Annotated in this window: 26 protein-coding genes and 1 tRNA gene; 16 read left to right on the top strand and 11 right to left on the bottom strand. The window is 72.8% G+C overall.

Annotated elements, in window-relative coordinates; translation table 11 throughout:
• Positions 1 to 28 precede the first annotated feature (28 nt).
• From R2B67_RS15775 to R2B67_RS15790, 4 genes are all read right to left on the bottom strand, one after another.
• Entirely contained in the window at positions 29 to 1,432 is a 1,404-nt protein-coding gene (locus R2B67_RS15775) for a M1 family metallopeptidase (RefSeq protein ID WP_317818795.1), read from the bottom strand.
• A gap of 95 nt (positions 1,433 to 1,527) precedes the next feature.
• A complete protein-coding gene (locus R2B67_RS15780; RefSeq protein WP_317824874.1) occupies positions 1,528 to 2,691 on the bottom strand; it encodes a YncE family protein in 1,164 nt (387 codons plus the stop codon).
• 134 nt (positions 2,692 to 2,825) lie between these two features.
• The gene (locus tag R2B67_RS15785; RefSeq protein WP_317818798.1) at positions 2,826 to 3,422 is read right to left on the bottom strand and encodes an ankyrin repeat domain-containing protein; all 597 of its coding nucleotides are present in this window, start codon (positions 3,420 to 3,422) and stop codon (positions 2,826 to 2,828) included.
• 34 nt (positions 3,423 to 3,456) lie between these two features.
• Complete coding sequence (locus tag R2B67_RS15790; protein ID WP_317818799.1) at positions 3,457 to 4,014, bottom strand: GlcG/HbpS family heme-binding protein; 558 nt, start codon at positions 4,012 to 4,014, stop codon at positions 3,457 to 3,459.
• A gap of 228 nt (positions 4,015 to 4,242) precedes the next feature.
• Between R2B67_RS15790 and R2B67_RS15795 the strand changes: the two genes are divergently transcribed.
• The 5 genes from R2B67_RS15795 to R2B67_RS15815 all read left to right on the top strand — a co-directional run bounded on the left by R2B67_RS15795 (position 4,243) and on the right by R2B67_RS15815 (position 8,792).
• Positions 4,243 to 5,517 carry a sensor histidine kinase gene (locus tag R2B67_RS15795; RefSeq protein WP_317818800.1) on the top strand — a complete coding sequence of 425 codons (1,275 nt, stop codon included), beginning with the start codon at positions 4,243 to 4,245 and terminating at the stop codon, positions 5,515 to 5,517.
• A complete protein-coding gene (locus R2B67_RS15800; RefSeq protein WP_317818801.1) occupies positions 5,514 to 6,176 on the top strand; it encodes a response regulator in 663 nt (220 codons plus the stop codon). Before R2B67_RS15795 ends, R2B67_RS15800 begins: the two co-directional genes overlap by 4 nt.
• Positions 6,177 to 6,287: 111 nt before the next feature.
• Positions 6,288 to 7,091 carry a helix-turn-helix transcriptional regulator gene (locus R2B67_RS15805; protein WP_317818803.1) on the top strand — a complete coding sequence of 268 codons (804 nt, stop codon included), beginning with the start codon at positions 6,288 to 6,290 and terminating at the stop codon, positions 7,089 to 7,091.
• A gap of 44 nt (positions 7,092 to 7,135) precedes the next feature.
• Entirely contained in the window at positions 7,136 to 8,215 is a 1,080-nt protein-coding gene (locus tag R2B67_RS15810; RefSeq protein ID WP_317818805.1) for a methyltransferase, read from the top strand.
• A gap of 79 nt (positions 8,216 to 8,294) precedes the next feature.
• Positions 8,295 to 8,792: a hypothetical protein gene (locus R2B67_RS15815; protein WP_018511041.1), complete on the top strand. Its 498-nt coding sequence runs from the start codon at positions 8,295 to 8,297 to the stop codon at positions 8,790 to 8,792.
• 28 nt (positions 8,793 to 8,820) lie between these two features.
• Here R2B67_RS15815 and R2B67_RS15820 read toward each other — a convergent pair whose 3' ends face one another.
• A complete protein-coding gene (locus tag R2B67_RS15820) occupies positions 8,821 to 9,558 on the bottom strand; it encodes a pentapeptide repeat-containing protein (RefSeq protein WP_317818806.1) in 738 nt (245 codons plus the stop codon).
• Positions 9,559 to 9,684: 126 nt separating this feature from the next.
• On the opposite strand from R2B67_RS15820, the gene R2B67_RS15825 reads away from it, so the two are divergent.
• Both R2B67_RS15825 and R2B67_RS15830 read left to right on the top strand, forming a co-directional pair.
• Entirely contained in the window at positions 9,685 to 10,929 is a 1,245-nt protein-coding gene (locus R2B67_RS15825) for an NAD(P)-binding protein (protein WP_317818807.1), read from the top strand.
• Positions 10,930 to 11,000: 71 nt separating this feature from the next.
• Positions 11,001 to 12,002 (top strand): zinc-binding dehydrogenase, encoded by a 1,002-nt coding sequence (locus R2B67_RS15830; protein ID WP_317818808.1) that lies wholly within the window; start codon positions 11,001 to 11,003, stop codon positions 12,000 to 12,002.
• Positions 12,003 to 12,021: 19 nt separating this feature from the next.
• Here R2B67_RS15830 and R2B67_RS15835 read toward each other — a convergent pair whose 3' ends face one another.
• Together R2B67_RS15835 and R2B67_RS15840 are read right to left on the bottom strand one after the other, a co-directional pair.
• A complete protein-coding gene (locus tag R2B67_RS15835) occupies positions 12,022 to 12,519 on the bottom strand; it encodes a GNAT family N-acetyltransferase (RefSeq protein ID WP_317818809.1) in 498 nt (165 codons plus the stop codon).
• Positions 12,520 to 12,602: 83 nt separating this feature from the next.
• A complete protein-coding gene (locus R2B67_RS15840; protein WP_317818810.1) occupies positions 12,603 to 13,601 on the bottom strand; it encodes an aminoglycoside phosphotransferase family protein in 999 nt (332 codons plus the stop codon).
• Positions 13,602 to 13,635: 34 nt separating this feature from the next.
• On the opposite strand from R2B67_RS15840, the gene R2B67_RS15845 reads away from it, so the two are divergent.
• Together R2B67_RS15845 and R2B67_RS15850 are read left to right on the top strand one after the other, a co-directional pair.
• Positions 13,636 to 14,364, top strand: a complete 729-nt coding sequence (locus R2B67_RS15845) for a rhomboid-like protein (protein WP_317818811.1) — start codon at positions 13,636 to 13,638, stop codon at positions 14,362 to 14,364.
• A 94-nt stretch (positions 14,365 to 14,458) separates the two neighbouring features.
• Complete coding sequence (locus R2B67_RS15850; RefSeq protein WP_317818812.1) at positions 14,459 to 15,868, top strand: NAD(P)/FAD-dependent oxidoreductase; 1,410 nt, start codon at positions 14,459 to 14,461, stop codon at positions 15,866 to 15,868.
• Between the two features lie 31 nt (positions 15,869 to 15,899).
• Here the strand turns inward: R2B67_RS15850 and R2B67_RS15855 are convergent, their stop codons facing one another.
• On the bottom strand, positions 15,900 to 16,556 hold the full coding sequence (locus R2B67_RS15855; protein WP_317824875.1) for a class E sortase: 657 nt from the start codon (positions 16,554 to 16,556) through the stop codon (positions 15,900 to 15,902).
• Between the two features lie 56 nt (positions 16,557 to 16,612).
• Entirely contained in the window at positions 16,613 to 17,059 is a 447-nt protein-coding gene (locus R2B67_RS15860; RefSeq protein ID WP_317818813.1) for a MarR family winged helix-turn-helix transcriptional regulator, read from the bottom strand.
• 123 nt (positions 17,060 to 17,182) lie between these two features.
• On the opposite strand from R2B67_RS15860, the gene R2B67_RS15865 reads away from it, so the two are divergent.
• The 3 genes from R2B67_RS15865 (at position 17,183) to R2B67_RS15875 (ending at position 19,750) form a co-directional block, all read left to right on the top strand.
• On the top strand, positions 17,183 to 18,670 hold the full coding sequence (locus R2B67_RS15865; RefSeq protein ID WP_317818814.1) for an MFS transporter: 1,488 nt from the start codon (positions 17,183 to 17,185) through the stop codon (positions 18,668 to 18,670).
• 105 nt (positions 18,671 to 18,775) lie between these two features.
• Positions 18,776 to 19,357, top strand: a complete 582-nt coding sequence (locus R2B67_RS15870; protein WP_317818815.1) for a helix-turn-helix domain-containing protein — start codon at positions 18,776 to 18,778, stop codon at positions 19,355 to 19,357.
• A 63-nt stretch (positions 19,358 to 19,420) separates the two neighbouring features.
• Positions 19,421 to 19,750: a hypothetical protein gene (locus R2B67_RS15875; RefSeq protein ID WP_317818816.1), complete on the top strand. Its 330-nt coding sequence runs from the start codon at positions 19,421 to 19,423 to the stop codon at positions 19,748 to 19,750.
• Between the two features lie 70 nt (positions 19,751 to 19,820).
• Here the strand turns inward: R2B67_RS15875 and R2B67_RS15880 are convergent.
• A tRNA-Thr gene (locus R2B67_RS15880) sits at positions 19,821 to 19,896 on the bottom strand.
• 153 nt (positions 19,897 to 20,049) lie between these two features.
• On the opposite strand from R2B67_RS15880, the gene R2B67_RS15885 reads away from it, so the two are divergent.
• The 4 genes from R2B67_RS15885 to R2B67_RS15900 all read left to right on the top strand — a co-directional run bounded on the left by R2B67_RS15885 (position 20,050) and on the right by R2B67_RS15900 (position 24,416).
• Positions 20,050 to 21,456, top strand: coding sequence for an RNA-guided endonuclease InsQ/TnpB family protein (locus R2B67_RS15885; RefSeq protein WP_317818817.1), 1,407 nt, complete (start codon positions 20,050 to 20,052; stop codon positions 21,454 to 21,456).
• 338 nt (positions 21,457 to 21,794) lie between these two features.
• Positions 21,795 to 22,931: an ABC transporter ATP-binding protein gene (locus R2B67_RS15890; RefSeq protein ID WP_237327140.1), complete on the top strand. Its 1,137-nt coding sequence runs from the start codon at positions 21,795 to 21,797 to the stop codon at positions 22,929 to 22,931.
• Positions 22,932 to 23,161: 230 nt separating this feature from the next.
• Positions 23,162 to 23,575 (top strand): hypothetical protein, encoded by a 414-nt coding sequence (locus tag R2B67_RS15895; protein WP_018511057.1) that lies wholly within the window; start codon positions 23,162 to 23,164, stop codon positions 23,573 to 23,575.
• Positions 23,576 to 23,696: 121 nt separating this feature from the next.
• Complete coding sequence (locus R2B67_RS15900; RefSeq protein ID WP_018511058.1) at positions 23,697 to 24,416, top strand: nucleotidyltransferase family protein; 720 nt, start codon at positions 23,697 to 23,699, stop codon at positions 24,414 to 24,416.
• A 92-nt stretch (positions 24,417 to 24,508) separates the two neighbouring features.
• Here the strand turns inward: R2B67_RS15900 and R2B67_RS15905 are convergent, their stop codons facing one another.
• The gene (locus R2B67_RS15905; protein WP_317818818.1) at positions 24,509 to 26,158 is read right to left on the bottom strand and encodes a DoxX family membrane protein; all 1,650 of its coding nucleotides are present in this window, start codon (positions 26,156 to 26,158) and stop codon (positions 24,509 to 24,511) included.
• Between the last annotated feature and the right edge of the window lie 53 nt (positions 26,159 to 26,211).

Consider the following 26,211-nt stretch of genomic DNA (forward strand, 5'->3'; position numbering starts at 1 on the left):
CCTCACCGACGGGACGTACGGAAGCCGGTCAGTCCTCCACGGGCGGCCGGCTTTCCCCGTACAGCCAGGCGTCCCACAGCTCGGTGAGGTCCTGGCCCGTCTCCTCCTCCACGTACGCGGTGAAGTCCTCGGTCGAGGCGTTGCCGTGCCGGTGCGCCTTCGTCCACCCCTTGACCAGGGCGAAGAACGCCGCGTCGTCGTCCATCGCGAGCCGGATCCGGTGGACGACCATGGCGCTCCGCCCGTACACCGGCGGTTCGAACAGGTCGGCGGGGCCCGGCGGATCGGCGGGCGGGAACGCCCAGTTGGCATCGTCCTCGTACGCCGCCTCGAAGCTCTCCTGGACCGGTACGTCGTCGTGGTCGGCGGCCCAGAGCCACTCCGCGTACGTGGCGAACCCCTCGTTGAGCCACAGGTCCCGCCAGGTCGCGGGGGTGACGGAGTTCCCGAACCACTGGTGGGCCAGCTCATGGACGACGAGCCCGGTGTCGGGCGGGCCGGGGAAGACGGGCCGGTTCTGGGTCTCCAGCGCGTACCCGGAGTCGCCCTTCCGCTCCACGATCGCCCCGGCGGAGGTGAACGGGTAGGGGCCGAACTTCTGCGCCGACCACTTCAGTACGGCCGGGATCCCGGCCAGCACGTCCTTGCTCGCGGCCGCCGACTCCGGGTCCACGGCGGTGAACAGCCGGATGCCGTCGGGCGTGACCGACTCCTGCGTGGCGAACCGGCCGACGGCGACGGTCGCCAGATAGCTCGCCATCGGCTCGCTGGTGCGCCAGCGGTAGGCGGTACGGCCGCCCGTCGTACGCCGGGACACCAGCTCCCCGTTGGAGACGGCCGTGAGCTTCTCCGGGACGGTGACCTCGATGTCGTACGCGGCCTTGTCGCTCGGGTGGTGGTTGCCGGGGAACCAGGCCATCGAACCGGACGGCTCACCGAGGGCGACCGCGCCGTCCGCCGTCCGCAGCCAGCCCTCCTTCCCGCCGTCCGCGTCGGTGAGGGCCTGCGGGGAGCCGGAGTAGCGCACGACGGTGGTGAACGTGCGCCCCTTGCGCAGCCGCTCCTCCACCGCGGCGCCCGGACGGATCGTCAGCTCCTTGCCCGCCCGGTTGACGGACGCCCGGCGCCCCTCCACGGTGGCGCTCTCGACGTCGAGCCCGGCCAGGTCGAGGTGGAAGGCGCTCAGGTCCTGGGTGGCGCGGGCGGTGATCGTGGCCGTGCCGCGCAGCCGGTTCGCGGCCGGGTCGACGTCGAGCTCCAGGCCGTAGTGGGTGACGTCGTAGCCGCCGTTGACGAGCCCCGGGAAGTACGGGTCGCGCAGCCCGGCCGCGCCCGGGGTGCCCTCGACCCCGCCGGTGCAGCCCGCGCCGAGGAGGGCGAGGGCGAGGAGGAGGACGGAGGTGGCGGCGGGGGCCGGGCGGCGGTGGTTCACCGGTCGATCCTAGGCGTCGGATGCGGTGCCTCGGTGGGCAGGAAGGAGGACGGGAAGGAGCCGCCCGCCCCGGGGGACGGGCGGACGGCTCTGCCTCAGAGGATGGCGATACCGAGGGGTCGGTTGCCTGCTTCCAGCCGGACTGGCTCGTCTTTCTCGTCGTCTTCCTCGTCGTCGAGGTCGACGACGGTGATCCCGTTCCAGTACCCGTCACGCGTGAACCCGCCGGTGACGTAGGCGATTCGGCCGTCCGCCGACACCGCCACGTCCTCGTGCGGGCCGTCCAGCGGCACGATCCGCTCCTTGCCGTCGGGGGTGCGGACGGTGAGCGAGGGGTCCTCGTCGTCCGCGCCGATCGGGCCGGTGCCGACGACGAGGACGGTGCCGTCGGGGGCGAGGGCCACACCGTGCTGATGGGTGTTGGCGGTCATGCGCTCGACGGTCACCTCGCCGGTACGCGGGTCGAGGACCGCGAGCCGCTCCCCCTCGAACGGCAGCAGCAGCCTGCCGTCCTCAGGTCGTACGACGGCGTAGTGCGGCTTCAGCCAGGAGCCGAGCCCGCCCTCGGTGCCGTACGGGGCGACCTCCATGCGCCGGGTCCGCAGGGTGTCCGCGTCGACCGCCGTCACGTCGAAGGAGTCGTGGCCGGTGGCGTACACCTCGCGGCCGTCCGGGGAGACGTCCACGTCGAAGGGGCGGCGGCCGACGTCGGCGACGCCGGTCACCTCGCGGGTCGCGGTGTCGATGACCTCCACCGTGCCGTTGCCGCCGGGCACGTTGACCCCGACGTAGACGTGCCGGCCGTCGGGGGCCAGGGCGATGCCCATGCCGCCGCCCCGGTACTCGCCGGTGGTGACGGGCCCGGTCTCCGTCTCGTACGGGACGGTCCCGAGCCGGGCCCGCCGCTGCGTGTCCACGACGGCGACGCCTTCGGCGGTGGCGACCCAGGCGCGCCCGTCCTCGCCGACGACGAGGCCGTAGGGGGCGGTGCCGACCTCGACGGAGGCGATCGGGGCGCCGCCCTCACCGGACCCGTCCCGGCCGGGGTCGACGAAGGTCACGGTGTCGCCGCCGAAGTCGGCCATGAGGAGGGTGCCTTCAGGAGTGCGGCCGGTGGGGGCGCGGGAGGGGGCCGGGGTGGCGGTCGCGGTGGTGCCGGGTGCGGTGGAGCCGGGTGCGGTGGTGCCCGTCGGATCCGGGGTGGCCTCCGTCGTGCCGGACGTGCACCCGGCGAGCGCGGCGGCGGCGATGAGCGCCAGCGTGAACCGGCGCGCGCGGGAGCCGCGAGGTGTACGGGGCGTACTCGGCGTACGGGAGGGAGCCGTGGCGGAGACGCCCCGCGCCCCGCGCACGCCGGTCACGGGGCCGGTCACGGGGCCGGTCACGGGGCCGGTCACGCGGCGGCCCGCAGCAGCGCGGCGATCTCCGCGAACCCGCGCCGCTCGGCGTGGGCCAGGGCCGTGACGCCGTCCCCGTCCGGCAGCCCGGGAGACGCCCCGGCCGCGAGCAGCAGCTCCACGACCTCCTGGTGCGCCCGCCCGCCGTCGCCGAGGATCACCGCCTCCAGCAGGGCGGTCCAGCCGAGCCGGTTGACGTGGTCGACGTCGATGTCGGTGACGCGCAGCACCTCCCGTACGTACGCGACATGGCCGCGCTCGCTCGCCGGAATCAGCGAAACACCGCCGAACCGGTTGCGCAGGGTCAGGTCCGGACCGGCCGGCAGCAGCACGTGCAGCATCGCGACGCTGCCGGTGACCCCGGTGACCAGCCACGGGCTGTCCTCACGCCGGTCCTGCGCGTCCGGATCGGCCCCGGCGGCCACGAGGAGCCGGGCCGCCTCCACATGGTCGCCGAGGGCGGCGAGGAGCAGCGGCGTACGCAGCTCCTCGTCGCGGACGTCGACCCGGGCGCCGCCCTCGATCGCGGTGCGCACGCCGTCGGTGTCGCCGGTGCGTGCAGCGGTGAGCAGGGTGTGATCGAGGGCGTTCATGGGCCTCTCCGTTCCGTGCGTGGTGCTGAGGTGACTACCGGGCGAGGGCGGCGACGCCCGCCTTGGCGAACTTCTCGTCCAGGTCGCCGCTCGGCGCGCCCGCCACGCCGATGCCCGCCACCGGCGCGCCCTTGACCTGGACGGGGGCGCCGCCGCCGAGGAACAGGGTGCCCGGGATGTCCTTCAGGTTGGGAGCCTGCTCCAGGCGCTTGACCAGCTCGGAGGTGGGCGCGTTCCAGGAGACGGCGGTGAACGCCTTCTTGACCGCCGACTCCGGCGACTGCGGGCCGGCGCCGTCGCCGCGCAGCGTCACGATGGTGTTGCCGTTGCGGTCGACGACGGCGACCGAGACGCGCTGGTTCTCCTTCTTCGCCGCGTCCAGCGTGGCCTGCGCGGCCTTGGCGGCGGCGGCCACGGTGAGGTGGGTGCTCTGCTGGAGGTTGCGGTTGTTCGTGTCGGCCTTGACCGCGGCGGCGGGGGCGGCGGCCGGGGCGGAGGCGCTCGCGGAGACGGCGCCGAAGGTCCCGGCTCCGAGGGCGGCGACGGCGACGGTACCGGTGAGGACGCGGGCACGCAGCGACAGCTTCTTCATGGTGGCTCCTTGGGGTGGTGTCCGGGGCGGCCCGATGGCTTCCCGGGCGTTTCGCTCTCTGCCATCGATCCTCCCGGCGGACCCGGCCCCGTACGGTCGACGTACCGGCTGCACCGGGCGCGCGGGACGGCTGACGCCCCTGTCGGCCGATCGGTTGATGCGGGGGTGGCCGGACCGGGCCACCATGGAGGGATCTGCGCAGGTCAGCGAGGGAACGTGAGGTACAGGGTGGAGCACCGGAACGGTGCACGGCACGCAGGAGGAGACGGGCCCGCGGGCCCCGACCCCGACGCGCGCTGGCTCGCGCTCCTCATGCACGCCGCGTTCTTCCTGCTGCTGGGCGCCTCGCTGACCCGGTTCCTGATGCGGCACCCCGGTGAGGCCCGTACGCCGTGGATCATCGCGTTGTCGGTCACGCTGGCGGTGCTGTATCTGCTCGGGCCCGTCCTCGGCTCGCGCCCCACCCCGCGCCGGGTGGCCTGGCTCGGGGTGCTCGTCGCCGTCTGGATGGTGCTGGTCGTGCTCGCGCCGAGCTTCGCGTGGTGTGCGGTGCCGCTGTTCTACACCGGGCTGCGCATCCTGCCGCCGCGCGCCGCGCTCGCGCTGGTGGCCCTGCTGACCGCCTTCGTGGTGGCCGCGCAACTGCGCCTGGCCACCGGGTTCGACCCGAACCTGGTGCTCGCCCCGCCCGCCGTGGCGGCCGTCGCCACCGCCGTATTCGTCCATATGCAGCGGCAGGCCGTACGCCAACGGGAACTGGCGGTCCGCCAGCGCGAGCTGATCGACGACCTGCTGCGCACCCGGCGCGAACTGGCCGCCACCGAGCGGCGCGAGGGGACTCTCGCCGAGCGCCAGCGGCTCTCCATGGAGATCCACGACACCTTGGCCCAGGGCCTGTCCAGCCAGCAGATGCTGCTCCAGGCCGCCGACCGCACCTGGACCGCCGACCCGGACGCCGCCCGCCGCCACGTCCGTACGGCCACCGGCATCGCGGAACGCAACCTCGCCGAGGCCCGCCGCTTCGTCCACGACCTGGCCCCGGCCGACCTGGCGGAGGGCGGCGGCCTGGAGGCGGCGCTGCACGCGCTGGCGGCCCGCGAAACGGCCCAGGCGCAGGGGGCGCTCACCGTCCGCTGCCATGTGGAGGGCACCCCGCACGCCCCGCTGCCGGACCGGGTGCAGTCCGCCCTCCTGCGCATCGCCCAGGGGGCCCTCGCCAACGTACGGGAGCACGCGGACGCCACCGCCGCCGGGCTGACCCTGACCCACCTGGACGACCGGGTGGTCCTGGACATCGGCGACAACGGCCGCGGCTTCACGCCGGAGCCCGGCGCCCCGCGCGCGACGGACGCCGTCCGCGGCCACGGGCTCCCCGCGATCCGGGCCCGCGTGCACCAGCTCGGCGGCACGCTGACGATCGAGTCGGCGCCGGGCGAGGGCACGGTGCTCTCGGCCGAGATCCCGCTGACCACCATGGAGAACCCCACGGAGGCCCCCGCATGACCGACGAGGCACCCCCGCCCGCCCCCTCCCCCGCGCCCGCCCCCGTACGCATCCTGCTCTGCGACGACCACGTGGTGGTCCGCGCCGGCCTGCTCGCCCTCCTCGGCAGCGAACCGGATATCGAGGTCGTCGGCGAGGCGGGCAGCGGCGAGGAGGCCGTGGCGCTCGCCGCCCGCCTCACCCCGGACGTCGTCCTCATGGACCTCCAGCTCGGCGAGGGCATCGACGGCGTGGAGGCCACCCGCCGCATCGCCTCCGGCGGCACGGTCCACGTCCTGGTGCTGACCACGTACGACACCGACGCCGACATCACCCGCGCCATCGAGGCCGGCGCCACCGGCTACCTGCTGAAGGCGGAACGCCCCGAGGAGCTCTTCGCCGCCATCCGCTCCGCCGCCCAGGGCCGCACCACCCTCTCGGCCCCCGTCGCCACCCGGGTCATGGCCCGCATGCGCAGCCCCCGCCCCACCCTCACCGACCGCGAACGCGACATCCTGGCCCAGCTCTCCCAGGGCCTCGGCAACCGCGACATCGCCCGCGCCCTGTTCATCAGCGAGGCCACGGTCAAGACCCACCTGGGCCGCATCTACGACAAGCTCGGCGTCGACACCCGCGCGGGCGCGGTCTCGGTCGCGAAGGAGCAGCGGCTGCTGCCGTAGGGGCGGGGGCCTAGGCGCGTCCGGCGGGGGCCTGTCCGACTCCATGGCCGGAAACGGTCCTACGGAACTTTCGTCCAAGACACGCGCGACGAAGTCGGCAACGGTGGAGCCATGCGCGGACACCAGGACACTGAGAACGGCTGGGAGGTGGCCCACCTCCTCGACGGCCCATCGCTCGACGGCGTCCGCATGGCGGGCTTCCGGGACCGCGCCGCCGTGGGGCTGGACATGCAGGTGCTGCCTCAGCCCGCCGTGATCGTCGTCATCGGCCTCGGGGACGCCCTCCTCACCGTCGAGGACACCGCCGGCCAACGGCCCATGAGGAGCTTCATCGCCTCTCAGTCGCCCGGCCCGGCCCGGATCCGGGGCGAGGGCGTCGCCTGTGTCGAGGTGTCCTTGGCGCCCCGGGCCGTCCATGCGCTGCTGGGTGTCTCTCCGCGCGAACTGGACGGCTCGGTCACCGCACTCGACGACCTCTGGGGCCGGCCGGCGCGGCGCCTCCACGAGCGGCTGTCCGACGCCACGACGTGGCAGGAACGCCTCGCGCTGACGGACGCGTTCCTTACGAAGCGGGCTGCGGGAACACCGCCGATGTCGCCGGAGGTCGCCGCCGCCTGGGACACCATCGTGGCCCGGCGGGGCCGGATCCGGGTCGCCGACCTCGCCGCGTCCTTCGGCTGGAGCCGCAAGCGGCTGTGGTCCCGGTTCACCGACCAGATCGGTCTCACACCCAAGCGAGCGGCCATGCTCGTCCGCTTCGACCATGCGGCGCGGGCGCTCTGCGCGGGCGAGAGCGCCGGGGACGTGGCTCTGGCCTGCGGCTACGCCGACCAGCCACACCTCCATCGCGACGTACTGGCCCTGGCCGGATGCACACCGGGCGCGCTGGCGAGCAGGACGACGTCCGCCACGTGAAACCACCGCACGAGAAACCACCCCACAGGGAGAGGAAGACACCAGTGACGAACACCGATGTGTCAGGAGCGGCGGAGGCGGCAGGCGCGGCGGACGCGGCAGGCCGGGACCTGATCGGCCGGCTCGCGTACGGAAGCCTGGCGGCGCAGACCCTGCGCGCGGCGGTGCGGCTGGGGGTGATGGAGCTGGTGGAGGACGCGCCCCGCACGGCCGCCGATGTGGCCGCCGAGGCCGGGGCCGAGCCCCAGCCCATGACCCGGCTGCTCCGCGCCCTGGCCGGGCTGGGCCTGCTGTCGGAACAGCCCCCCGGCTCCTTCTCGGTGACTCCGGCGGGGGCGCTCCTGCGCACCGGCCGCCCCGAATCGCTCGCCTCCTTCGTCCGGATGTTCACCGAGCCCATGATGCTGCGTGCCTGGGAGCATCTGGACGACAGCGTCCGCACCGGCGAGATCGCCTTCGACACCGTCTTCGGCACCGACTTCTTCAGCCATCTCGCGCAGCACCCCGAGCTGTCCGCCGAGTTCAACGCGGCGATGAGCCAGGCCACTGCGGAGACCGCGGCCGCGCTCCCGTACGCCTTCGACTTCGGCCGGTACACGTCGGTCACGGACGTGGGCGGCGGTGACGGAACCCTTCTGGCCGCCGTACTCGCCGCTCACCCGGGCCTCACCGGGGTGCTGCTCGACACGTCGGAGGGGCTGGCGGGCGCGCCGGACACGCTGGCGGGCCGAGGGCTGGCGGAGCGGTGCTCCCTGACCCCCGGAGACTTCTTCCATACGGTCCCCGCGGGCTCGGATCTGTACCTCGTGAAGAGCGTCCTGCACGACTGGACGGACGATCAGGCGGTCACGATCCTGAGCAACTGCCGCAAGGTGCTGCCACCCGGCGGGCTCGTCTTGATCGTGGAGCCCGTGCTGCCCGACGTCGTCGACGGCACCGACGCCGGGGCCACCTACCTGACCGACCTCAACATGCTGGTGAACGTGGGCGGCCGGGAGCGCACCCGCCAGGACTTCGAGGAGGTGTGCCACCGCGCGGGCCTGACCCTCACGACGGTCACCCCGCTCGCGGAGGCCGCACCGTTCACCCTCATCGAAGCCACGGCCGCGGCCACGGGCGACTGAGCGGCACCGAGCAGCCCTGGGGATCTCCGTTCACCCGATCGTGGCGGCCCGGCCCGGCCCGGCATGACACCATCGATCCGTGCTCGACATCGGCTACTCCCTCTCCCGCCGCTTCCCCGACCCCCCGCAGACCGACTACCGCCGCGCGGACGTCCGCGCGCTGCGGCACGATCTGTTCTCCGGGGACGTCTACCTCGCGGACACCAAGGCGGACCGCGAGGTGTCCACAGCCTGGGGATGGGTTCCGGTGCTCGACTTCGCGTGGGCGCTGTGCGACATCGTCGAGCAGATCGACCAGGACCCCCGCGGCAACCGCTCGCACCGGCGGCAGTACGCGGAGCTGGACTTCACCGAGTCCTCGGACGTCATGATCTTCGAGCGGCGCTTCGGCTGGGTCGACGTCGAGGCGGACTGGATGCCCGGCGACGAGCCCCCGCTCACCTTCGGCCACTCCCTGCTGCGCCGCGAGGCCCGGGACTTCCTGCACGACCTGATCGCCGACCTGTCGGACCTGCACGACGGACTCGCCGACAACCCGGTGATCTGGGACCTCCAGGCCCGCTTCCCCCGTATCTGATCACGTCTGACCGCGCCCCGCGGACGCGTCACCCCTCCACCCGCACCCCGATCTGCGCCGCGAACGCCGGGGCCAGCTCCATCAGCTGTGCCGGGCTGATCACCGCACCCGCCAGCCGCTCCACACCCCGGGCGATGTCCAGCTCGGCCACCGTCCGCAGGTCCACGGACTCCATCCGCACCGCGCTGAAGTCGGCCCGCTTCAGCAGACAGTCCCGGAACTCCACCCGCACCAGGTGCGCGTCGCCGAAGTCGGGCTCGGAGAGCACGCAGCCCTCGAAGACCACGTCCTTCAGCCGGGCCCTGCGCAGATTCAGGTAGTCGATCTTCCCGCCGCGCACCACCACCCGCTCCAGCACCGCCCCGTGCAGCTGCACCCCGCCCAGCCGCGCGTCCACCACCTCCACGTCCCGCAGCGACGCCTCCGCGAGGTCGGTGCCCACGCCCCGTACACCTGTCAGCACCGAGTCCATGAAGCGGGCCCGCGTCAGCTCCGTACGGTCCAGGGCGCAGCCGTCCAGCGCGCAGTCCATGAACCGCGCGCCCGGCCCCGACGCGTCCGCCAGGTCCGTACCGTCGAACCGCACCCCGTCGTAGTCGCCGTCCGGCTCCAGGCCCTCGCCGTCGTACGGAACGAGCGGCGGGAGCCGCACGTCCGGGCGGCGCGCCTCCGCGATGGTGTCCTTCTTGCTCCTGGTCGGCCTGGTCGCCCTGGTCGAACTGGTCGAACTGGTTGACCGGGGCGTCCTGCTCGCGCTCGATGCCATGCCCCCATCGTGACGCACCCCACTGACAACGCCCCGGGTCCCCTGTCGGGCCACCCCATGTCACGCGCCACCGCCCCCGATCCGTCGCATCATCAAAGAGGCGAGAGAGGCGAAGGAGTTCCAGCCATGGAGCGCGTCCAGAGCACCACCCCCACCCACGTCCACGTCCCGACCCACGTCCACGTCGTAGGCGGTGGCCTCGCCGGGCTCACCGCCGCCATCACCGCGGCCGAATCCGGCGCCCGGGTCACCCTGTACGAGGGCCACCGCGCGCTCGGCGGCCGGGCCAGGACCGCCGACGGGCCGTACCGCACCAACGAGGGGCCGCACGCCCTCTACCGGGGCGGGCCCCACTGGGCCTGGCTGGCCCGGCGCGATCTCCTCGGCCCCGTCGTCTCCGTACCGCCCCGCGAAGGCCTCCGCTTCCGCTTCCGGCGCGCGGGGGAGCTGCGCCGCGTCCCGCCCGTCGCCCTCCTGCGGCTCGCCCGGCGCGCCGCCCGTACGGCACCCGTGGACGCCGACTTCCGGAGCTGGGCCGCCGGCCAGGTCGGGGACGAGGGCGCCCGGGCCGCCGCGCACTTCGCCGCCACCGCGCTCTTCCACCACGACCCCGGCGCGCTCTCCGCCCGGTTCGTCCAGGAGCGCCTGCGCCGCCTCGCCTCCTTTCCGCCCGAGGCCCACTACCCGGCCGGCGGCTGGGCGCGGCTCGTCGACCGGATGGCCGGGCACGCCCGCGGCCTCGGGGTCGCCGTCGAGACGGGCGCCCGCGTCGACACCCGTACGCTCGGCGAGCTGGCCCGTACGGGACCGGTCGTCGTCGCCACCTCCCTCGACGCCGCCCGCGTCCTGCTCGACGACCCGTCCCTGACCTGGGAGAGCGGCCGCACCGTCCTCGTGGACCTGGCCCTGCGCACGCGGCGCGGCGACGCGTTCGTCGTGTCGGACCTGGACGCGCCCGGCTGGGTCGAACGGTTCACCGCCCAGGACCCCGGCCTCGCCCCGGCCGGGGAACAGCTGCTCCAGGGCCAGTTCCCGATCGGGCCCGACGCCCGCCGGGCCGAGGGGACCGCCCGCGCCGAGGAGCTCCTCGACCTCGGCTTCCCCGGCTGGCGGGAGCGCACCACCTGGCGCACCGAGGCCCTCGCCGACGGCCGCACCGGGGCCGTCGACCGCCCCGGCACCACCTGGCGGGACCGGCCCTCCGTCATCCGCGGCGACGGCGTCTTCCTGGCGGGCGACCAGGTCGCCGCCCCCGGACTCCTCAGCGAGACCTCCTTCACCAGCGGAATCGAGGCCGCGCTGCTCGCCGTGAAGGCCGCCGGCCGACGCTCCGGACCCGGCGCCGCACAGCCCTCCCGGTCCAGGGGTTGACCTCAACCGAACCTGAGGTACGAGGCTGAGGGCACAGCCCGCCCCGCCCGACCGCCCCGAGGGAGCCCTCCGTGCACGCCGTCCGCCTCCACACCTTCGGCCCCGCCGAGAACCTCACCTACGAGAAGACCGAGGACCCCGTACCCGGCCCCGGCCAGGTCCGCATCGCCGTCGAGGCGGCCGGCGTACACCTCCTGGACACCGCCCTGCGCGAGGGGCTCACCGGGCCCTACCCCGCCCCCGCCGAGCTCCCCACCATCCCCGGCCGCGAGGTCGCCGGAACCGTCGAGTCCGTGGGGGAGGGCACCGCCCCCGGCTGGCTCGGCAAGCGCGTCGTCGCCCACATCGGCATGGCGCCGGGCGGGTACGCCGAACTCACCGTCACCGAGGCCGACAAGCTCCACGAGATCCCCGGGGAGCTGGGCGCGGCCGAAGCCGTCGCCATGATCGGCACCGGCCGCACCACCCTCGGCATCCTCGGCTTCACCGACCTCGGGCCTGACTCCGTGGCCGTCGTCACCGCGGCGGCGGGCGGGATCGGGACCCTTCTCGTCCAGTACGCCAAGAACGCCGGGGCCACCGTGATCGCCCTGGCCGGAGGCCCCGCCAAAGTCGCCCGGGCCGAGGCGAACGGCGCCGACCTCGCCCTCGACTACACCCTCCCCGACTGGACCGACCGCGCCCGCGCCTTCCTCGACACGACCGGCCGGTGGGCCACCGTCGTCTACGACTCCGTCGGCGGGACCACCGCCCGCAGCGCGGTCAACCTGCTCGGCAAGGACGGGCAGCACATCGTCTACGGCTGGTCCGGCGAGGGCCTCCACGACGGGAAGCCCCTCACCTTCACCCCGGAGGAGCTGGCCGAACGCGCCATCACGTCCACCTCCGTCCTCGGGCCCCGGATGGTCGAGCGGGGCGGCGGCCTGCGCGCCCTGGAGACCCGCGCCCTCACCGAGGCGGCCACCGGGCGGCTGCGCCCCGCCGTCCAGCGCTACCCGCTCGCCGAAGCGGCCGCCGCCCACCGCGCCCTGGAGACGCGCGGCACGACCGGCAAGGTGGTGCTGGAGCCGTAACGCCGTACGCCGCCGGGCCTCAGACACCCAGCCGCTCGCCCGCCGCCCCCAGCCTCGCCAGCGCCCCGTCCGTCAGCCGGTACACCGTCCACTCGTCCTGCGGCCGCGCGCCCAGGGACTCGTAGAACGCGATGGACGGGGCGTTCCAGTTCAGCACCGACCACTCCAGCCGCTCGTACCCGCGCTCCACACAGATCCGCGCCAGCTCCGCAAGCAGCGCCTTGCCGTGCCCGCCGCCGCGCCGGTCCGGGCGGACGTACAGGTCCTCCAGGTAGATGCCGTGCACCCCGCGCCAGGTGGAGAAGTTCAGGAACCACAGGGCGAAGCCGACCACCTCGCCGCCGCCCTCCTCGGCCGTCGCCACATGCGCGTATGCGGCGGGCCGCTCACCGAACAGCGCCTCCCTCAGCTGCTCCTCGGAGGCGACCACCTCGTCGAGGACCTTCTCGTACGCGGCGAGTTCACGCACCAGCACATGCAGGACGGGGACGTCATCAGGGACAGCGGTACGAATCATGGGGGCAGCCTAGACAGCCCCCTCGGCTCGGACGGCGCGTGGCCGAAGCGCCCGGAGACAGCACCCCCGCACCCGCCCCGCGGTCACCCCACCGCCAGCAGCCGCCGCGCGATCTCCGCATGGTCCGGGGCCAGTTCACGCTCCCCGTCCCCGACCGCCCACACCGCGTTCTGGAGCACCCGCCCCAGCGTCCAGGCCCGTGCCCGTCCCCGGTCCCGCTCCATGCCCAGCGCCTCCGTCAACGCGTCGAACCGCCACACCACCTCCCCGGCGTCGAACAGGTTGTCCAGCGCCGGGAACAGCTCGAACCCCGGGTCCCCCGCCAGCGGCTTCGGGTCGAGCGCCACCCACTCCCCCGCACGCCCGGCGTCCGCCCGCCCCGCCAGGATGTTGTCGTAGTGCAGGTCCCAGTGGAGCAACCGGTCCCCCGGCTCACCCGCCACCTCCCGCACCGCCGCCACGCAGTCCGCGAGCAGCCGCCGCTCCCCCTCGTCGGCCAGCCGCTCCACCACCCCCGGAGCCGCCGCCAGCATCCGCTCCACCGCATCGCCCAGCGTGCGCAGCCCCTCCGGCGCGGGCACCGCCGCCAGCCGTGCCAGCACCTCACCGAGCACCGTCACCGCGCGCCGGGCGTCGGCCACCTCCCCCACGAGCCGGCTCCCCCCAGGAACACCCTCCCCCACCAGGCGGCTCCCCCCAGGAACACCCCCACCCCCCGCCATCCCCGACAACGGCCGCCCCTCGTCCAGCCGTTCCAGCAGCAGCGCCCCGGTCCCCGAGTCATGGCCGAGCACCCCCACCGCCCCGGCCCCTGCCGCACCCCACGCCCGCAGCGCGACCGGCTCACCCACCGTCTCCTCGTCCACCAACTGGAGCTTCAGCGCGGCCGGCACCCCGTCCGCCTCCCGCACCACCGGCAGGACCAGCGCGCACATGCCGTACATCACGGCCCCGTCCCGCCGCAGCCCCCACTCCTCCAGGAACCGGCCGGCGAGGCCGGGCAGCGCGGCGACGAAGGCCCGCCCGGCCGCCCCGTTGTATGCGTACTGAGTGGCGATCAGCTCGTCCGGGATGTCAATCACGCCCTGGATCCTAGGGGCGTGCGTCAATCGGACCATGCCCCGAAAACGGCCGGGCCCCACCACCGACGGCAACGGCAGCACCCGCACCGGAGGCCACCACCGCGACCGCACACGCCCCCGGCTCACCGCCGTACGCCACTGGATCGCCACCGCCCCCGGCACGTACATCTGGCTGACGGTCCTCTTCGTCACCACCGTCGTCCTGCACCGGATGTCCCCCGCCTTCGAGGACGCGTTCCTGCGGGACCGCTCCACCAACCTCCACGAGCTCTCGCAGAACCCCGTCCGCGTCCTGATCTCCAGCGCCTTCTGGATCGACGGCGGCCGCTGGCTCCCGTACGCCGTCCTGTTCACCGTCTTCCACGCCACCGCCGAACACTGGCTCGGCACCCTGCGCTGGCTCGCCGTCGCCGTCATCGCGCACGTCGTGGCCACGCTGGTCAGCGAAGGGGTCCTCGCCTGGGCCATCCGGCAGGACCACGCCCCGCAGTCCGCCGCCGACGCCCGGGACATCGGCGTCAGTTACGCCCTCGCCGGGGTGATCGCCGTCCTCACCTACCGCGTCCCGCGCCCCTGGCCGTACGTCTACGCCTTCGCCGTCCTCGTCTTCTACGGCATCCCGCTGCTCGCCGACGGCCGCACCTTCACCGACGTGGGCCACTTCACCGCCGTCCTGACCGGCCTGGCCTGCTACCCCCTCACCCGCACCCGCAGCCGCAGCCGCCGGAAGACACAGAAGACGAAACACCCCACCGCGCAGTAACGTCCCGCCACACATACGCTCGGCGTCAACGGAGAACCGGCGCAGCGGCACACCGAGCACCACCGTCACACCGGACAGGGACCCCAGGGGCATCATGAGCACCGTCAGCAACGCCAGTACCGTCAACGGCGGCATATCGTTCTGGTACGCGCAGGAGGGCACACCGGCCCCCCGTGAACCCCTCCCCGGCGACGCGAGCGCCGACGTCTGCATCGTCGGCGGCGGCTACACCGGGCTCTGGACGGCGTACTACCTGAAGAAGGCCGTCCCCTTCCTCAACATCACCGTGCTGGAGGCCAAGTTCTGCGGTTACGGGGCCTCCGGCCGTAACGGCGGGTGGCTGTACAACGGCATCGCGGGCCGCGAACGGTACGCCAAGCTGCACGGCCACGACGCCGCCGTACGGCTCCAGAAGGCCATGAACGAGACCGTCGGCGAGGTCGTCCGGATCGCCGCCGAGGAGAAGATCGAGGCCGACATCCACCAGGGCGGCGTCCTGGAGGTCGCCCACACCCCGGCGCAGCTCGCCCGCCTCAAGGACTTCCACAGCGTCGAGATCGCCTTCGGGGAGACCGACCGGGTCCTGCGCGGCGCCCGCGAGACCGCCGAGCGCGTCCACATCACCGGAGCCGTCGGCTCCACCTGGACCCCGCACGGCGCCCGCCTCCACCCCGCCAAGCTGGTCAAGGGGCTCGCGGACACCGTCGAGGCGCTCGGCGTGACCATCCACGAGTCGACCCCGGTCACCGAGATCAAGCCCAAGCACGCCGTCACCCCGTACGGCACGGTCCGCGCCCCCTACATCCTGCGCTGCACCGAGGGCTTCACGGCGGGCCTCAAGGGGCACAAGCGGACCTGGCTCCCGATGAACTCCTCCATGATCGCCACCGAGCCCCTCCCCGCCCGCATCTGGGACACCATCGGCTGGGAGGGCCGCGAGACCCTCGGCGACATGGCCCACGCCTACCTCTACGCCCAGCGCACCGCCGACGACCGGATCGCCATCGGCGGCCGCGGCTACCCCTACCGCTACGGCTCCGCCACCGACAACGACGGCCGCACCCAGCCCGCCACCATCGCCGCCCTGCGCGACCTGCTGGTCCGCCTCTTCCCGACCACGGCGGGCGTCCGCATCGACCACGCCTGGTCCGGCGTCCTCGGCGTCCCCCGCGACTGGTGCGCCACCGTCACCCTGGACCGCTCCACCGGGCTCGGCTGGGCGGGCGGGTACGTCGGCTCCGGCGTCGCCACCGCCAACCTCGCCGCCCGCACCCTGCGCGACCTCATCCAGCAGGACTCCGGCCAGGCGGGCCCCACCGACCTGACGACGCTCCCCTGGGTCAACCACAAGGTCCGCCGCTGGGAGCCCGAACCCTTCCGCTGGCTCGGCGTCCACGGCCTGTACGCGGCCTACCGCGGCGCCGACCGCCGCGAGACGACCTCACCGCGCCCAGGCACCGACCCGATCGCGAAGGCGGCGGACCGCATCTCGGGCCGCCACTGACCGGTGGCTCAGGCCGCCACCGAAGGCAGGGCTAGGGCGCGGGGCTCTCGGCCACCAGCACCCCCACCTTGTCGATCCGGTGCTCGGGATTGCCGAGACCGTCCCGCCAGAAGTTCCCGGCCGCGTCGTCCTCGGGCGTCGCACAGGTGGAGATCGTGATCATCGCCCGGGTCGGCTCGGCACCGGGCCGCCCCGGCACCTCGGCCCGCTGCTCGGCGAGCGACCGCTCACTGCGGAAGGAGGTCTGCCGGGTCGCGGTGATCTCGTACGTGTACCGGGTGCCGTCCTCCACCACGTACACCGGATCGCCCTTGCCGAGATCCGGCAGATCCCGCAGCACCCCTCCGGCGCTCAGCCGGTGCGCGGTGACGAGGTAGTTGCCGACATCTCCCGGCCCCACCCCGCCCTCCTCGCCGTACGGGCTGGAGGCCACGCCCCGGTCCTGGATCCGGCTGCCGGGGACGTCGTCGGTGGTCCCCTCGTACGGCACGACGTCCAGGTCCTCGACACCGACGGCGGGGATCGCGAGGACGGCGGTCTCGGTACGGGGTTCGGTGCGGTCGGCGGGAGCGGCGGAGGCGGCGGAGACGAAGCCGGTCGTCAGCAGAACGGCGGCACCGGCACAGGCCAACACCCTGGGCAGCGTACGGCGCGTACGAAGACGACGGTGGCGGCAGCGGCGGCTCATGGGCATCCATCCCCATCCCTGTCCGGGTCCGGTACCTCCAGTACACCAGGGCAGGCTCAGTCGCGCGGCCAGGGCCGCCCGTCGAGACGCTCGATGGAGAGGTTCAGGCGGCTGAGCGAGGCGGCGAGCTGCTCGGCCTCCTCGGGCGTCCAGTCGCCCATGACCTTCGCCAGGCCCGCCACGTTCCGCTCGCGGTCGCTGTCGAGCCGGCGCGCGCCCTCGTCGGTGATGGCGAACTTACGGGCGATGCCCCCGTCGGGGTCCGGGATGCGCTCGACGACCCCGGCGCGGAGCATCGCGGCGGTCTGCCGGTTGAGGGTGGAGGCGTCCAGGCCGAAGGCCTCGCTGAGCTGGCTGATGGACATGGGGCCTTCCACCTCGATCCGGCTGAGCAGGATGTAGGCGCTGCGGTCGAGCCGCCACTCCACACGCGGGGTGAGCAGGTGCATGTACCGGCCGAGCAGCATGGTCTCGCGTTCGATCCGGTCGAGGGGCATGTCCACGCGTACAGGTATATCACGACGAATATGCATGCTACACAAGCTGTGCACGATGCACATTCAATGTATCTTGCATAACCGAACAGCCCGACCGAAAGGCGCGAGGGCTGAGAACGGAGACACCCCGTGGAGAGTCCACCACCCGCAACAGCCTCCCCCGGGGCACCCACCGCCCACCCCGGCTCCATCGTCGGCATCCTGGCCTTCGCCGGGATCGTGGCGGCGCTCACGCAGACCCTGGTGGTGCCGCTGATCGCGCAGCTGCCGACGCTGTTCGACACCTCCGCGTCCAACGCCTCCTGGGTCATCACCGCCACCCTGCTGGCCGCCGCGGTCTCCACGCCCGTAGCCGGACGGCTCGGCGACATGTACGGCAAGCGGCGGATGCTGCTCGTCTCGCTCGTACCGCTCATCCTCGGTTCGGTGGTCTGCGCCCTCTCCTCCTCCGTGATCCCGATGATCGCCGGACGCGGTCTCCAGGGCCTCGGCATGGGCGTGGTGCCGCTCGGCATCAGCCTGCTGCGGGACGTCGCCCCGGCGGAGAAGCTCGGCCCGTCCATCGCGATCATGAGTGCGTCGATGGGCGTGGGCGGCGCACTCGGCCTGCCCTTCGCCGCCGCCATCGCGGAGAACACCAGCTGGCGGGTGCTGTTCTGGGTCGTCGCCGTACTCGCCCTCGCGGTCGGCGCACTGATCCTGACACTGGTCCCGGCCGACCGCCCGGCCACCACCGTGGCGGGCCACTTCGACCTGCCCGGCGCCATCGGCCTCGGCGCCGCCCTGATCGCCCTCCTGCTCGCCGTCTCCAAGGGCGCCGACTGGGGCTGGGGCAGCGCCACCACACTCACCCTCTTCGCCGCCGCGCTCATACTCCTGCCCGCCTGGGGCTGGTGGGAGCTGCGCCTGCGCGACCCGCTCGTCGACCTCCGCGTGACCGCCCGCCCCCAGGTCCTGATGACGAACACCGCCTCGGTCCTGGTCGGCTTCGCGATGTACGCCCAGTCCCTCGTCGTCCCCCAGCTGCTCCAGCTCCCCGAGGCGACGGGCTACGGCCTCGGCCGGTCGATGCTCGCGATGGGCCTGTGGATGGCCCCGGCCGGGCTGATGATGATGGCGATGTCCCCGGTCGGCGCCAAGCTCTCCGCCGCCAAGGGCCCCAAGGTCACCCTGGCCGTCGGCAGCCTCCTCATCGCCGCCGGCTACGGCCTCTCCGTCCCCCTGATCGGCTCCGGCTCCCCGTGGAGCCTGCTGATCGTCACCCTCGTCTGCAACTCCGGCGTCGGCTTCGCCTACGGCGCCATGCCGGCCCTCATCATGAGCGCGGTCCCCCAGTCCGAGACCGCCTCCGCCAACAGCTTCAACGCCCTGATGCGCTCCATCGGCACATCGTTCGCCGCAGCCGTCATCGGCGTGGTCCTGGCGCGCATGACGACCGACTTCGGCGGCTTCCCGCTCCCCTCCGAGAACGGCTTCCGCGTCGCGATGCTGATCGGCTGCGGGGTTGGCCTGGCGGCGGCGGTGGTCGCTGCGCTCATCCCCGTACGGACGACGAAGGCCCCGCTCGATCCGCCCGCGCCCACCACCGCACCGACACGGACCCATCAGGAGGCCTGAGCAAAAGAGTTCGCAAACGGGAACCGCCTCCTCCCGAAGAACGTGTTCGCTCCTGCAGATGGCCGGGGCCCCCGACCGGGGCCCCGGACGCGAAATGGGGGGAACATGTCGCGTTGGAGAGAACTGCCCGCCGAACTGGATCCGGCGGCCTACCGGTTAGTCGTACGCCTGCGCGTACTGAAGGACCATTCCGGCCTCAGCACACGGCAGTTGGCCGTGAAAACGGGGTACAGCACGAAGTCGTGGGAGCGGTATCTCGGAGGCAGGACCCTGCCTCCGCACGACGCCGCGGACGCCATGGCCCGGATCGCCGGAGAGGATCCGGCGCGGCTGCTCGCACTACGCGAGATCGCCGCCGCGGTCCGGCAACGGCGTCGCACGTTCACACCCGCACCGGAAGCAACCACACCCGGAACACCGTCCCCGGAACGCACCTGCCTCGCCGCGGCCCTGCGCGAACTGAAGGACCGCACCGGCCTGAGCCTGGCCGGCCTGGCGGAGCGGACCGCGTACAGCAAGTCCTCCTGGCACCGCTGCCTCACCGGCACCACCCTGCCCCCGCGCCGGGCGGTCCAGGACCTCTGCCGCCTGGCCGACGAACCGCCGGGCCGCTGCCTGGCCCTGTGGGAGATCGCGGAATCCACGGAGAGCGGCCGCACGACACGGGCGAAAACCGGCCCCAGCTGACCCGCGCCCTGTAAGAGCAGACAGAACCAGCTACGGCCACCCCACACACTCCCGGAGCCCCGCATGGACCCGAACGACGAAACCACCACGATCCTGGCGACCTGCAGCCACACCCACCTCTTCCCAGGCGCCCGCTGCCACCTCCAGGGCCTCCCCGACCCCACCGCCTTCGCCACGTCCCCACACCCGCTCGACCTCTACCTCCGCTTCCCCGACGGAGCGGCCACGGACGCGGAACTCCTCACGGAGACCCCGGCAGGCCCGGCCCTCAAGGTCCCGGCGTACACGACAGGCGCGGGCACAGCCATCGCAGCCCACACCTGGACTGTCCGCGAATTCACCGGAACGGGTGATGAAGTCGAGCTGGCGATCGGCGCCAAGAGCTCGACCTAGACCATCGAGCACTGCGGGGAAACAACAAGAAAGCCCAGGTCAGAACGAGTCTGACCTGGGCTTCGCGCTGGGCCCCCTGTCGGATTCGAACCGACGACCTGTTGTTTACAAGACAACCGCTCTGGGCCGGACTGAGCTAAGGGGGCAACGACGCACGCTAAAGGCGCGCATCGAGACGCCACAACTCTACACAGCGCCACTCCCCCACGGACAGGCATATCCGGGCAGCCGTAACCACTCACTCACCTGTTCGTTGAACGCACTGGAGTGCCATCCGAATATCGGACAGGGGAGGGGCCGTGGTCGAGGTCGCAGAGAAGGACAAGCTGATCCGCGTCACCGGCGCGGAGGCCAAGCGCGTCAAGCGCGAGGCCTTGGGCATTCCCGACCGGGCCGAAAACCGGCAGCGGGTGACCGTGCCGATGCAGCGGCGGACACCGGAAGCCGACACCCGCCAGCGTGTCTACCGGTACCGCTGCTACCCCACCCCCACCCAGGCCGAGCAGCTGATCAAGACCTTCGGCGCCTGCCGCTGGACCTACAACGAGGGCCTCGCCCTGCGGGACAAGGCTTGGCGCGAGCACCGGGTATCGCTGGGGTTCGCGGAGTCCTGCCGGGCCCTCACAGGCTGGCGGAACGCCGAGGGGACACGGTGGCTACAGGATGTGTCCTCGACCGTTCTCCAGCAAGCACTCCGCCATCTCGACGCCGCGTTCGGGCGGTTCTTCAAAGGGACGGCCAAACACCCGAGGCGTAAGAAGAAGAGCCGCTCCCGAGACTCCGCGACCTACGTCCGTACGGGCTTCCGCTGGCTGGAGGATCCGGAACGGCCGGGGACAGGGCTGATCGCGCTGGCCAAACAGCCGGGGCCGCTGCGCATCCGGTGGTCCCGGCCGCTCCCCGCAGGTGTGCGACCGGTGAAGCTGACCGTGAGCCGTGACCGGGCAGGGCGCTTCTTCGTCTCCGTGCTGGTGGAGGAGCGGATCGCGCCGCTGCCGCCCGTGTTTCTACGGGACGGGGGTGCGCCGAAGACGGTCGGTCTGGATCTCGGGCTGACGGCCCTGGTCACACTGGACGACGGGGAGAAGGTCGACCACCCCCGACTTCTGAAGAAGTACGGGGCGAAGCTCGCGCAACTTCAGCGAAGCCTGCACCGCAAGAAGAGGGGATCAAGCAACAGGGAGAAGGCGCGGCAGGAGATCGCCCGGCTGTACGCCCTGATCGGTGATGTCCGCAGGGACGCGTTGGACCAGCTCACCACCCGCCTCGTGCGCGAGAACCAAGTGCTCGTGGTGGAGGACCTGTCCATCGCCTCTCTCGTACGGTCGCCGAGAGGGAAGGGCCGTCGGCGAAAGGCCGGGCTGAACCGGGCGATCCTGGACGCCGCGTGGGGCGAGTTGCTCAAGCAGTTGCTGTACAAGTGCGCGTGGTACGGCCGGACGCTGGTCATCGTGGACCGGTTCTTTCCCTCGACCCGGCGGTGCTCGGCGTGCGGGGTGACGGGCCCGAAGCTGGATCTGGCCGTCCGCGGCTGGTCGTGCGGCGGGTGTGGTGCGGTGCACGACCGGGACGTGAACGCGGCGCGGAATCTGCGGGAGGAGGGGATGAGGCTGTACGCGCTGGTGGCGTCGGCGCTGCCTCCGGGGCGGGCCATGCCCTCGATGATCAGGGCGTCCGAGATGCCGGACGTGGTGCTGACGGCGTAGTCGGCTCGGGGAGTCGTAGGGAAGTGCGTGCCGGACCGACGGGCCGTCGGCCGTGATGCCTGTGGAGTCCGCGTGAGACCGGCAGGGTGTCACCTTCAGGGTGGCGTCCGCGCGGCGGTGGACGCCGAAGCAGGAAGCTCCCGCCAACAGCGGGGGCAGGTCAAAAGGGTGGTGCTCTGGCGTCCCGCCCGCCCCCGGGCGAGCTTTTCGTGACCCAAGAGGTACTGACAGGACACATGAACGCCAGGTAACGTCACCGCAGGTTCACTCAAGTGGACCAGACCACTCCCTACTCGGATCGTCCGGCACGTTCCTGCCGGTGGAGGAGAAGATTCAGCATGGCCAGTGTCACGTTCGACAAGGCGTCCCGCGTCTACCCCGGCTCCACGAAGCCGGCTGTGGACCAGCTCGAGATCGACATCGCGGACGGTGAGTTCCTCGTCCTCGTCGGTCCTTCCGGTTGTGGCAAGTCGACCTCCCTGCGCATGCTCGCGGGTCTTGAGGACGTCAACGGCGGTGCCATCCGCATCGGTGACCGCGATGTCACGCACCTGCCGCCGAAGGACCGGGACATCGCCATGGTGTTCCAGAACTACGCGCTCTACCCGCACATGTCCGTCGCGGACAACATGGGCTTCGCGCTGAAGATCGCCGGGGTCAACAAGACCGACATCCGGGCGAAGGTCGAAGAGGCCGCCAAGATGCTGGACCTCACCGACTACCTGGACCGCAAGCCGAAGGCGCTCTCCGGTGGTCAGCGTCAGCGTGTGGCGATGGGCCGGGCCATCGTGCGGGAGCCGCAGGTCTTCCTCATGGACGAGCCGCTGTCGAACCTCGACGCCAAGCTCCGTGTCTCCACGCGTACGCAGATCGCCTCGCTGCAGCGCCGCCTCGGCATCACCACCGTGTACGTCACCCACGACCAGGTCGAGGCCCTCACCATGGGCGACCGGGTCGCGGTGCTGAAGGACGGGCTGCTCCAGCAGGTCGACTCGCCGCGCAACATGTACGACCGCCCGGCCAACCTCTTCGTCGCCGGCTTCATCGGCTCCCCCGCGATGAACCTCGTCGAGGTCCCGATCACCGACGGTGGCGTGAAGTTCGGCAACAGCGTCGTCCCGGTCTCGCGTGAGGCGCTGTCCGCCGCCGCGGACCGCGGCGACACGACCGTCACGGTCGGCATCCGCCCCGAGCACTTCGACATCGTCGAGCACGGTGGCGCCGCCACGAAGGCCCTGACCAAGGACTCCTCGGACGAGCCGGCCGGTCTCGCCGTCTCCGTGAACGTCGTTGAGGAGCTCGGCGCCGACGGGTTCGTCTACGGTGCCGCGCAGGTCGCCGGTGAGCACAAGGACCTGGTCGTCCGCGTCGGCGGCCGTGCCGTGCCGGAGAAGGGCACCGAGCTGCACGTCGTCCCGCGCCCGGACGAGCTGCACGTCTTCGCGACCTCGACCGGTGAGCGTCTCACCAACTGACGCCGTCACATCGTCCGCGCTCGGCCCCGTGCCCCCTTCGAGGGGGGCGCGGGGCCGTTTGCGTGGTCCGGGATGGGTTTGGGTTTCGGTGCCGGGCCGCGTCAAATACCCCGGCACACAGGGCATTTCCCCCCGCCTTGTCAACCTGGCATTCGAAAGGACGCGTCGAACCATCCCCCGGAGGGGTGACGAAATGTCATCGCGTCACCACCGACCGCTACGCTCGCTGCGTGACCCACACCGCTCGGCGCATCGGCCGATCCTTCGCCCTCGTCCTGCCCGTCGTCATGGTGCTCTCCGGGACCCTCGCGGTCACCAGCGTTCCGTGGGCGGCAACGGACAAAGACTCCACGCTGCTGGCCGCCTCCTCGGAGACCGTGTCCAAGCCCGCGAAGCCGCGCGCCGCCCAGGACATCCTGCGCGACAAGCTCCTCGTCGAGCTCCAGGAGAAGGACCCGGGCACCGCGCTCACGGGCCTCCAGCGCGCCGTCGAGCAGCGCCCCTCCCTGGCGCGGCACTGCATGTCGATCGCGCGGGCCCTCGGCAAGGCCGCGGTCGAGCAGTACGGCCCGACGCGCGCGCAGCGCTTCTCCCGTCCCGTCTGCGACACCTCGTTCGCCTCGGGGGTCGCTCAGTTCAGCTGAGCCCGGACGAAGTGAGCCGAGCGACTCCCGAGGCGCTCGGAGCCGTACAGGAGCTGCCGTCGCCCGGCCGTCGTCGGGCAACGGCGGCTTTCCCGTGCCCGCACCGCATATCGTGCGTGCCATGCATACGTATCCGACGCAGGCCGTGATCCTCGCCGGCGGCCAGGGGTCGCGGCTGCGCCCGTACACCGATGACCGTCCGAAGCCGATGGTCGAGATCCCGGGTACCGGGACCCCGATCATCGGCCATCAGCTGTCCTGGCTGGCCGCCGAGGGCGTGACCGATGCCGTGGTCTCCTGCGGGCATCTCGCCGAGGTGCTCCAGGAGTGGCTGGAGTCCGCCGTGCTGCCGCTGCGGGTCACGACCGTGGTGGAGAAGGAGCCGTTGGGCCGTGGCGGCGGGCTGAAGTACGCGGCGCAGCGGCTGCCCGATCCGGAGCAGCCCTGGTATGCCACCAACGGGGACATCTGGACGCGGTTCTCGTTGCGCGAGATGGCCGCCTTCCACGGCGAGCGCGACGCGACCGCCACGCTGGCCCTCGCGCGGCCCCGGATTCCGTGGGGGGCGGTGGAGACGGACGCGTTCGGGCACATCACGGACTTCATCGAGTCGCCGCCCTCGCCGTATCTGATCAACGCGGGGGTGTACGTGTTCTCCCCGGCCTTCACGGGGATGCTGCCGGACCAGGGCGACCATGAGCGGACGACGTTCCCGCGGCTGGCCCGGGAGCGGCGGCTGGCCGGGTATCCGCTGCCCCATGGGGCGTACTGGCGGGCGATCGACACGGCGAAGGACCTGACCGAGGCGGCGCGTGAGCTGGGCGCCCAGGGCGGCGGCTGACCCGCACGACAAGGGGGACCCGCACGACAAGAGGGGCGGCCTCCACCTGAAGTTGGGTGGAGGCCGCCCCTCTTTGCTGTGCGTCGCTCCGGTCAGCCGAGGAGGCCGCCGATGGGGTTGCGGCCGCCGCCGGAGGAGCCGCCGCTCGATGCGGGAGCTTCGCCGCCGCCGCTGGTGGCGGGCGGGGCCTCGGGTTGGGGGGCGCCGCCGCCGGAGGAGCCGTCGCCGCCGGTGGAGCCGGAGGAGGTGGGGCCGGCGCTGGTGGCGGCGGGGGGCTGCTGGGGGGTGGTCTGCTGCGGGGGTTCCTGGCCGGTGCCCTGGGTCTGGCTGGGCTGGGTGCCGGTTCCGGTGCCGGCGGTCTCGCCGCCGCCGGAGTCGCGGGTCGCGCCGGGGGTGGTGGCCTGGCCGCCGGTGGCGGGGGTGGTGGGGGCGCCGGAGCTGGTGGGCTCGGGGCTGCGCTCCTGCTCCTGGGGTGTACGGGAGGCCTGGCGTTCGCCGGTGGACTCCTGGGGGAGCGGCTGGCCGGGGAGCCGGTTGGTCGGGTAGTCGTTGCGGCCGGGGACGGTGACGACCTCGGCCGAGCGGACGGCGCCGCCGAGGATGGAGCCGATGAGGAGGGTGAGGCCGATGACGACGGAGGCGACGACGCCTCCGCGGCGCAGGACGCGGCGGCGCAGGTCCCAGATCTCGGAGCGGGGGCCGAGCGTGCGCCAGGCCTCTCCGGCGAGGCGTCCGTCGACGGAGTAGACGGGGGCGCCCGCGATGATCAGGGGGCTCCAGGCGGCCAGCAGGATGATGTCGGGGGCGTCGTACACGGCGACGGTGCGCCAGCTGACGGTCACCAGGAGGGCGGCGGAGAGCAGGGCGCCGATGGAGGCGGCGACGCGCTGCCAGAGGCCGAGGACGGTGAGGACGCCGACGACGACCTGGAGGAAGGCGACGGTGAGTCCGGCGCCGACCGGGTGGGAGAGGGCGAAGTCGCGCAGGGGTTCGGCGAGCGCCCAGGGGTGCAGCGAGGTCAGCCACTTGACCATGGAGCCGCGTTCGCCGCCGTCGAAGTAGACGGGGTCGCAGAGCTTGCCCATGCCGGCGTAGATGGAGATGAAGCCGAGGAGGACCCGCATGGGGAGCAGGACGACCCCGAGGTTCATCCGGTGGCCGGGGTAGTAGGCGTGCCGGACGGGGTCGTTGCCGTGGCGTCGGGCGCGGGCCTCGGAGGTTTCCTCGTCGTCGCGGTCGTCGCCGGTGGCGGGGGGGTCCTGGTCGAGGTCGACGGAGTCGTACGCGCCGACGGCCTGGCGCATGGGCGGCAGGAGGGGGCCGGTGCGGCCGGGCTGGTGCGGGGCGGTCAGTACGGGGTTGGGCTGGGTCTCCTCCAGGAGCGGGATGACCTGGGTCGCGCCCGCCGCGTGGCTGTCCGCGGCCCCGGCGGTGAGCGCGGTGTCGAGGAGGCCGGCGGTGGAGTTGCGTACGGCCTGGAGGAGGCCGGTGGCGCCGGGGTCGCCCGGGGCCGATCTGCCGCTCCAGACGACCGGTGCCCGCCTGCGGCCGCCGCCGGCACCGCTCATGGCGGGGATGCGGGCCGTGTCCGCGAGACCGCGCAGCCGTGCGCGCTGACCCGGGGCGAGCTGCACCCGGAAGCTGGCGTGGTTGACGATGACCTGCGCGGGGTCGCTGTCCACCTTGGTCATGCTCAGGGCGGGTTGCTCGTCGAACCGAGGCGTTCTGGTGTCCACACTCATCTAACCGAGTGATGGGTGGTTAGGACACTGCCTTGACGGGCCCGATGTGTCCG

This window comes from Streptomyces cyaneofuscatus (assembly GCF_033109485.1).
GTDB lineage: Bacteria > Actinomycetota > Actinomycetes > Streptomycetales > Streptomycetaceae > Streptomyces > Streptomyces cyaneofuscatus.

Excerpts from the sequence above, each read along its gene's own strand:
- R2B67_RS15870 (WP_317818815.1), top strand. The coding sequence starts at position 18,776 with ATGTCGCGTTGGAGAGAACTGCCCGCCGAACTGGATCCGGCGGCCTAC.
- R2B67_RS15905 (WP_317818818.1), bottom strand. The coding sequence starts at position 26,158 with ATGAGTGTGGACACCAGAACGCCTCGGTTCGACGAGCAACCCGCCCTG.
- R2B67_RS15900 (WP_018511058.1), top strand. The coding sequence starts at position 23,697 with ATGCATACGTATCCGACGCAGGCCGTGATCCTCGCCGGCGGCCAGGGG.
- R2B67_RS15875 (WP_317818816.1), top strand. The coding sequence starts at position 19,421 with ATGGACCCGAACGACGAAACCACCACGATCCTGGCGACCTGCAGCCAC.
- R2B67_RS15820 (WP_317818806.1), bottom strand. The coding sequence starts at position 9,558 with ATGGCATCGAGCGCGAGCAGGACGCCCCGGTCAACCAGTTCGACCAGT.
- R2B67_RS15805 (WP_317818803.1), top strand. The coding sequence starts at position 6,288 with ATGCGCGGACACCAGGACACTGAGAACGGCTGGGAGGTGGCCCACCTC.
- R2B67_RS15785 (WP_317818798.1), bottom strand. The coding sequence starts at position 3,422 with ATGAACGCCCTCGATCACACCCTGCTCACCGCTGCACGCACCGGCGAC.
- R2B67_RS15835 (WP_317818809.1), bottom strand. The coding sequence starts at position 12,519 with ATGATTCGTACCGCTGTCCCTGATGACGTCCCCGTCCTGCATGTGCTG.
- R2B67_RS15790 (WP_317818799.1), bottom strand. The coding sequence starts at position 4,014 with ATGAAGAAGCTGTCGCTGCGTGCCCGCGTCCTCACCGGTACCGTCGCC.
- R2B67_RS15850 (WP_317818812.1), top strand. The coding sequence starts at position 14,459 with ATGAGCACCGTCAGCAACGCCAGTACCGTCAACGGCGGCATATCGTTC.
- R2B67_RS15855 (WP_317824875.1), bottom strand. The coding sequence starts at position 16,556 with ATGAGCCGCCGCTGCCGCCACCGTCGTCTTCGTACGCGCCGTACGCTG.
- R2B67_RS15800 (WP_317818801.1), top strand. The coding sequence starts at position 5,514 with ATGACCGACGAGGCACCCCCGCCCGCCCCCTCCCCCGCGCCCGCCCCC.
- R2B67_RS15845 (WP_317818811.1), top strand. The coding sequence starts at position 13,636 with ATGCCCCGAAAACGGCCGGGCCCCACCACCGACGGCAACGGCAGCACC.
- R2B67_RS15825 (WP_317818807.1), top strand. The coding sequence starts at position 9,685 with ATGGAGCGCGTCCAGAGCACCACCCCCACCCACGTCCACGTCCCGACC.
- R2B67_RS15890 (WP_237327140.1), top strand. The coding sequence starts at position 21,795 with ATGGCCAGTGTCACGTTCGACAAGGCGTCCCGCGTCTACCCCGGCTCC.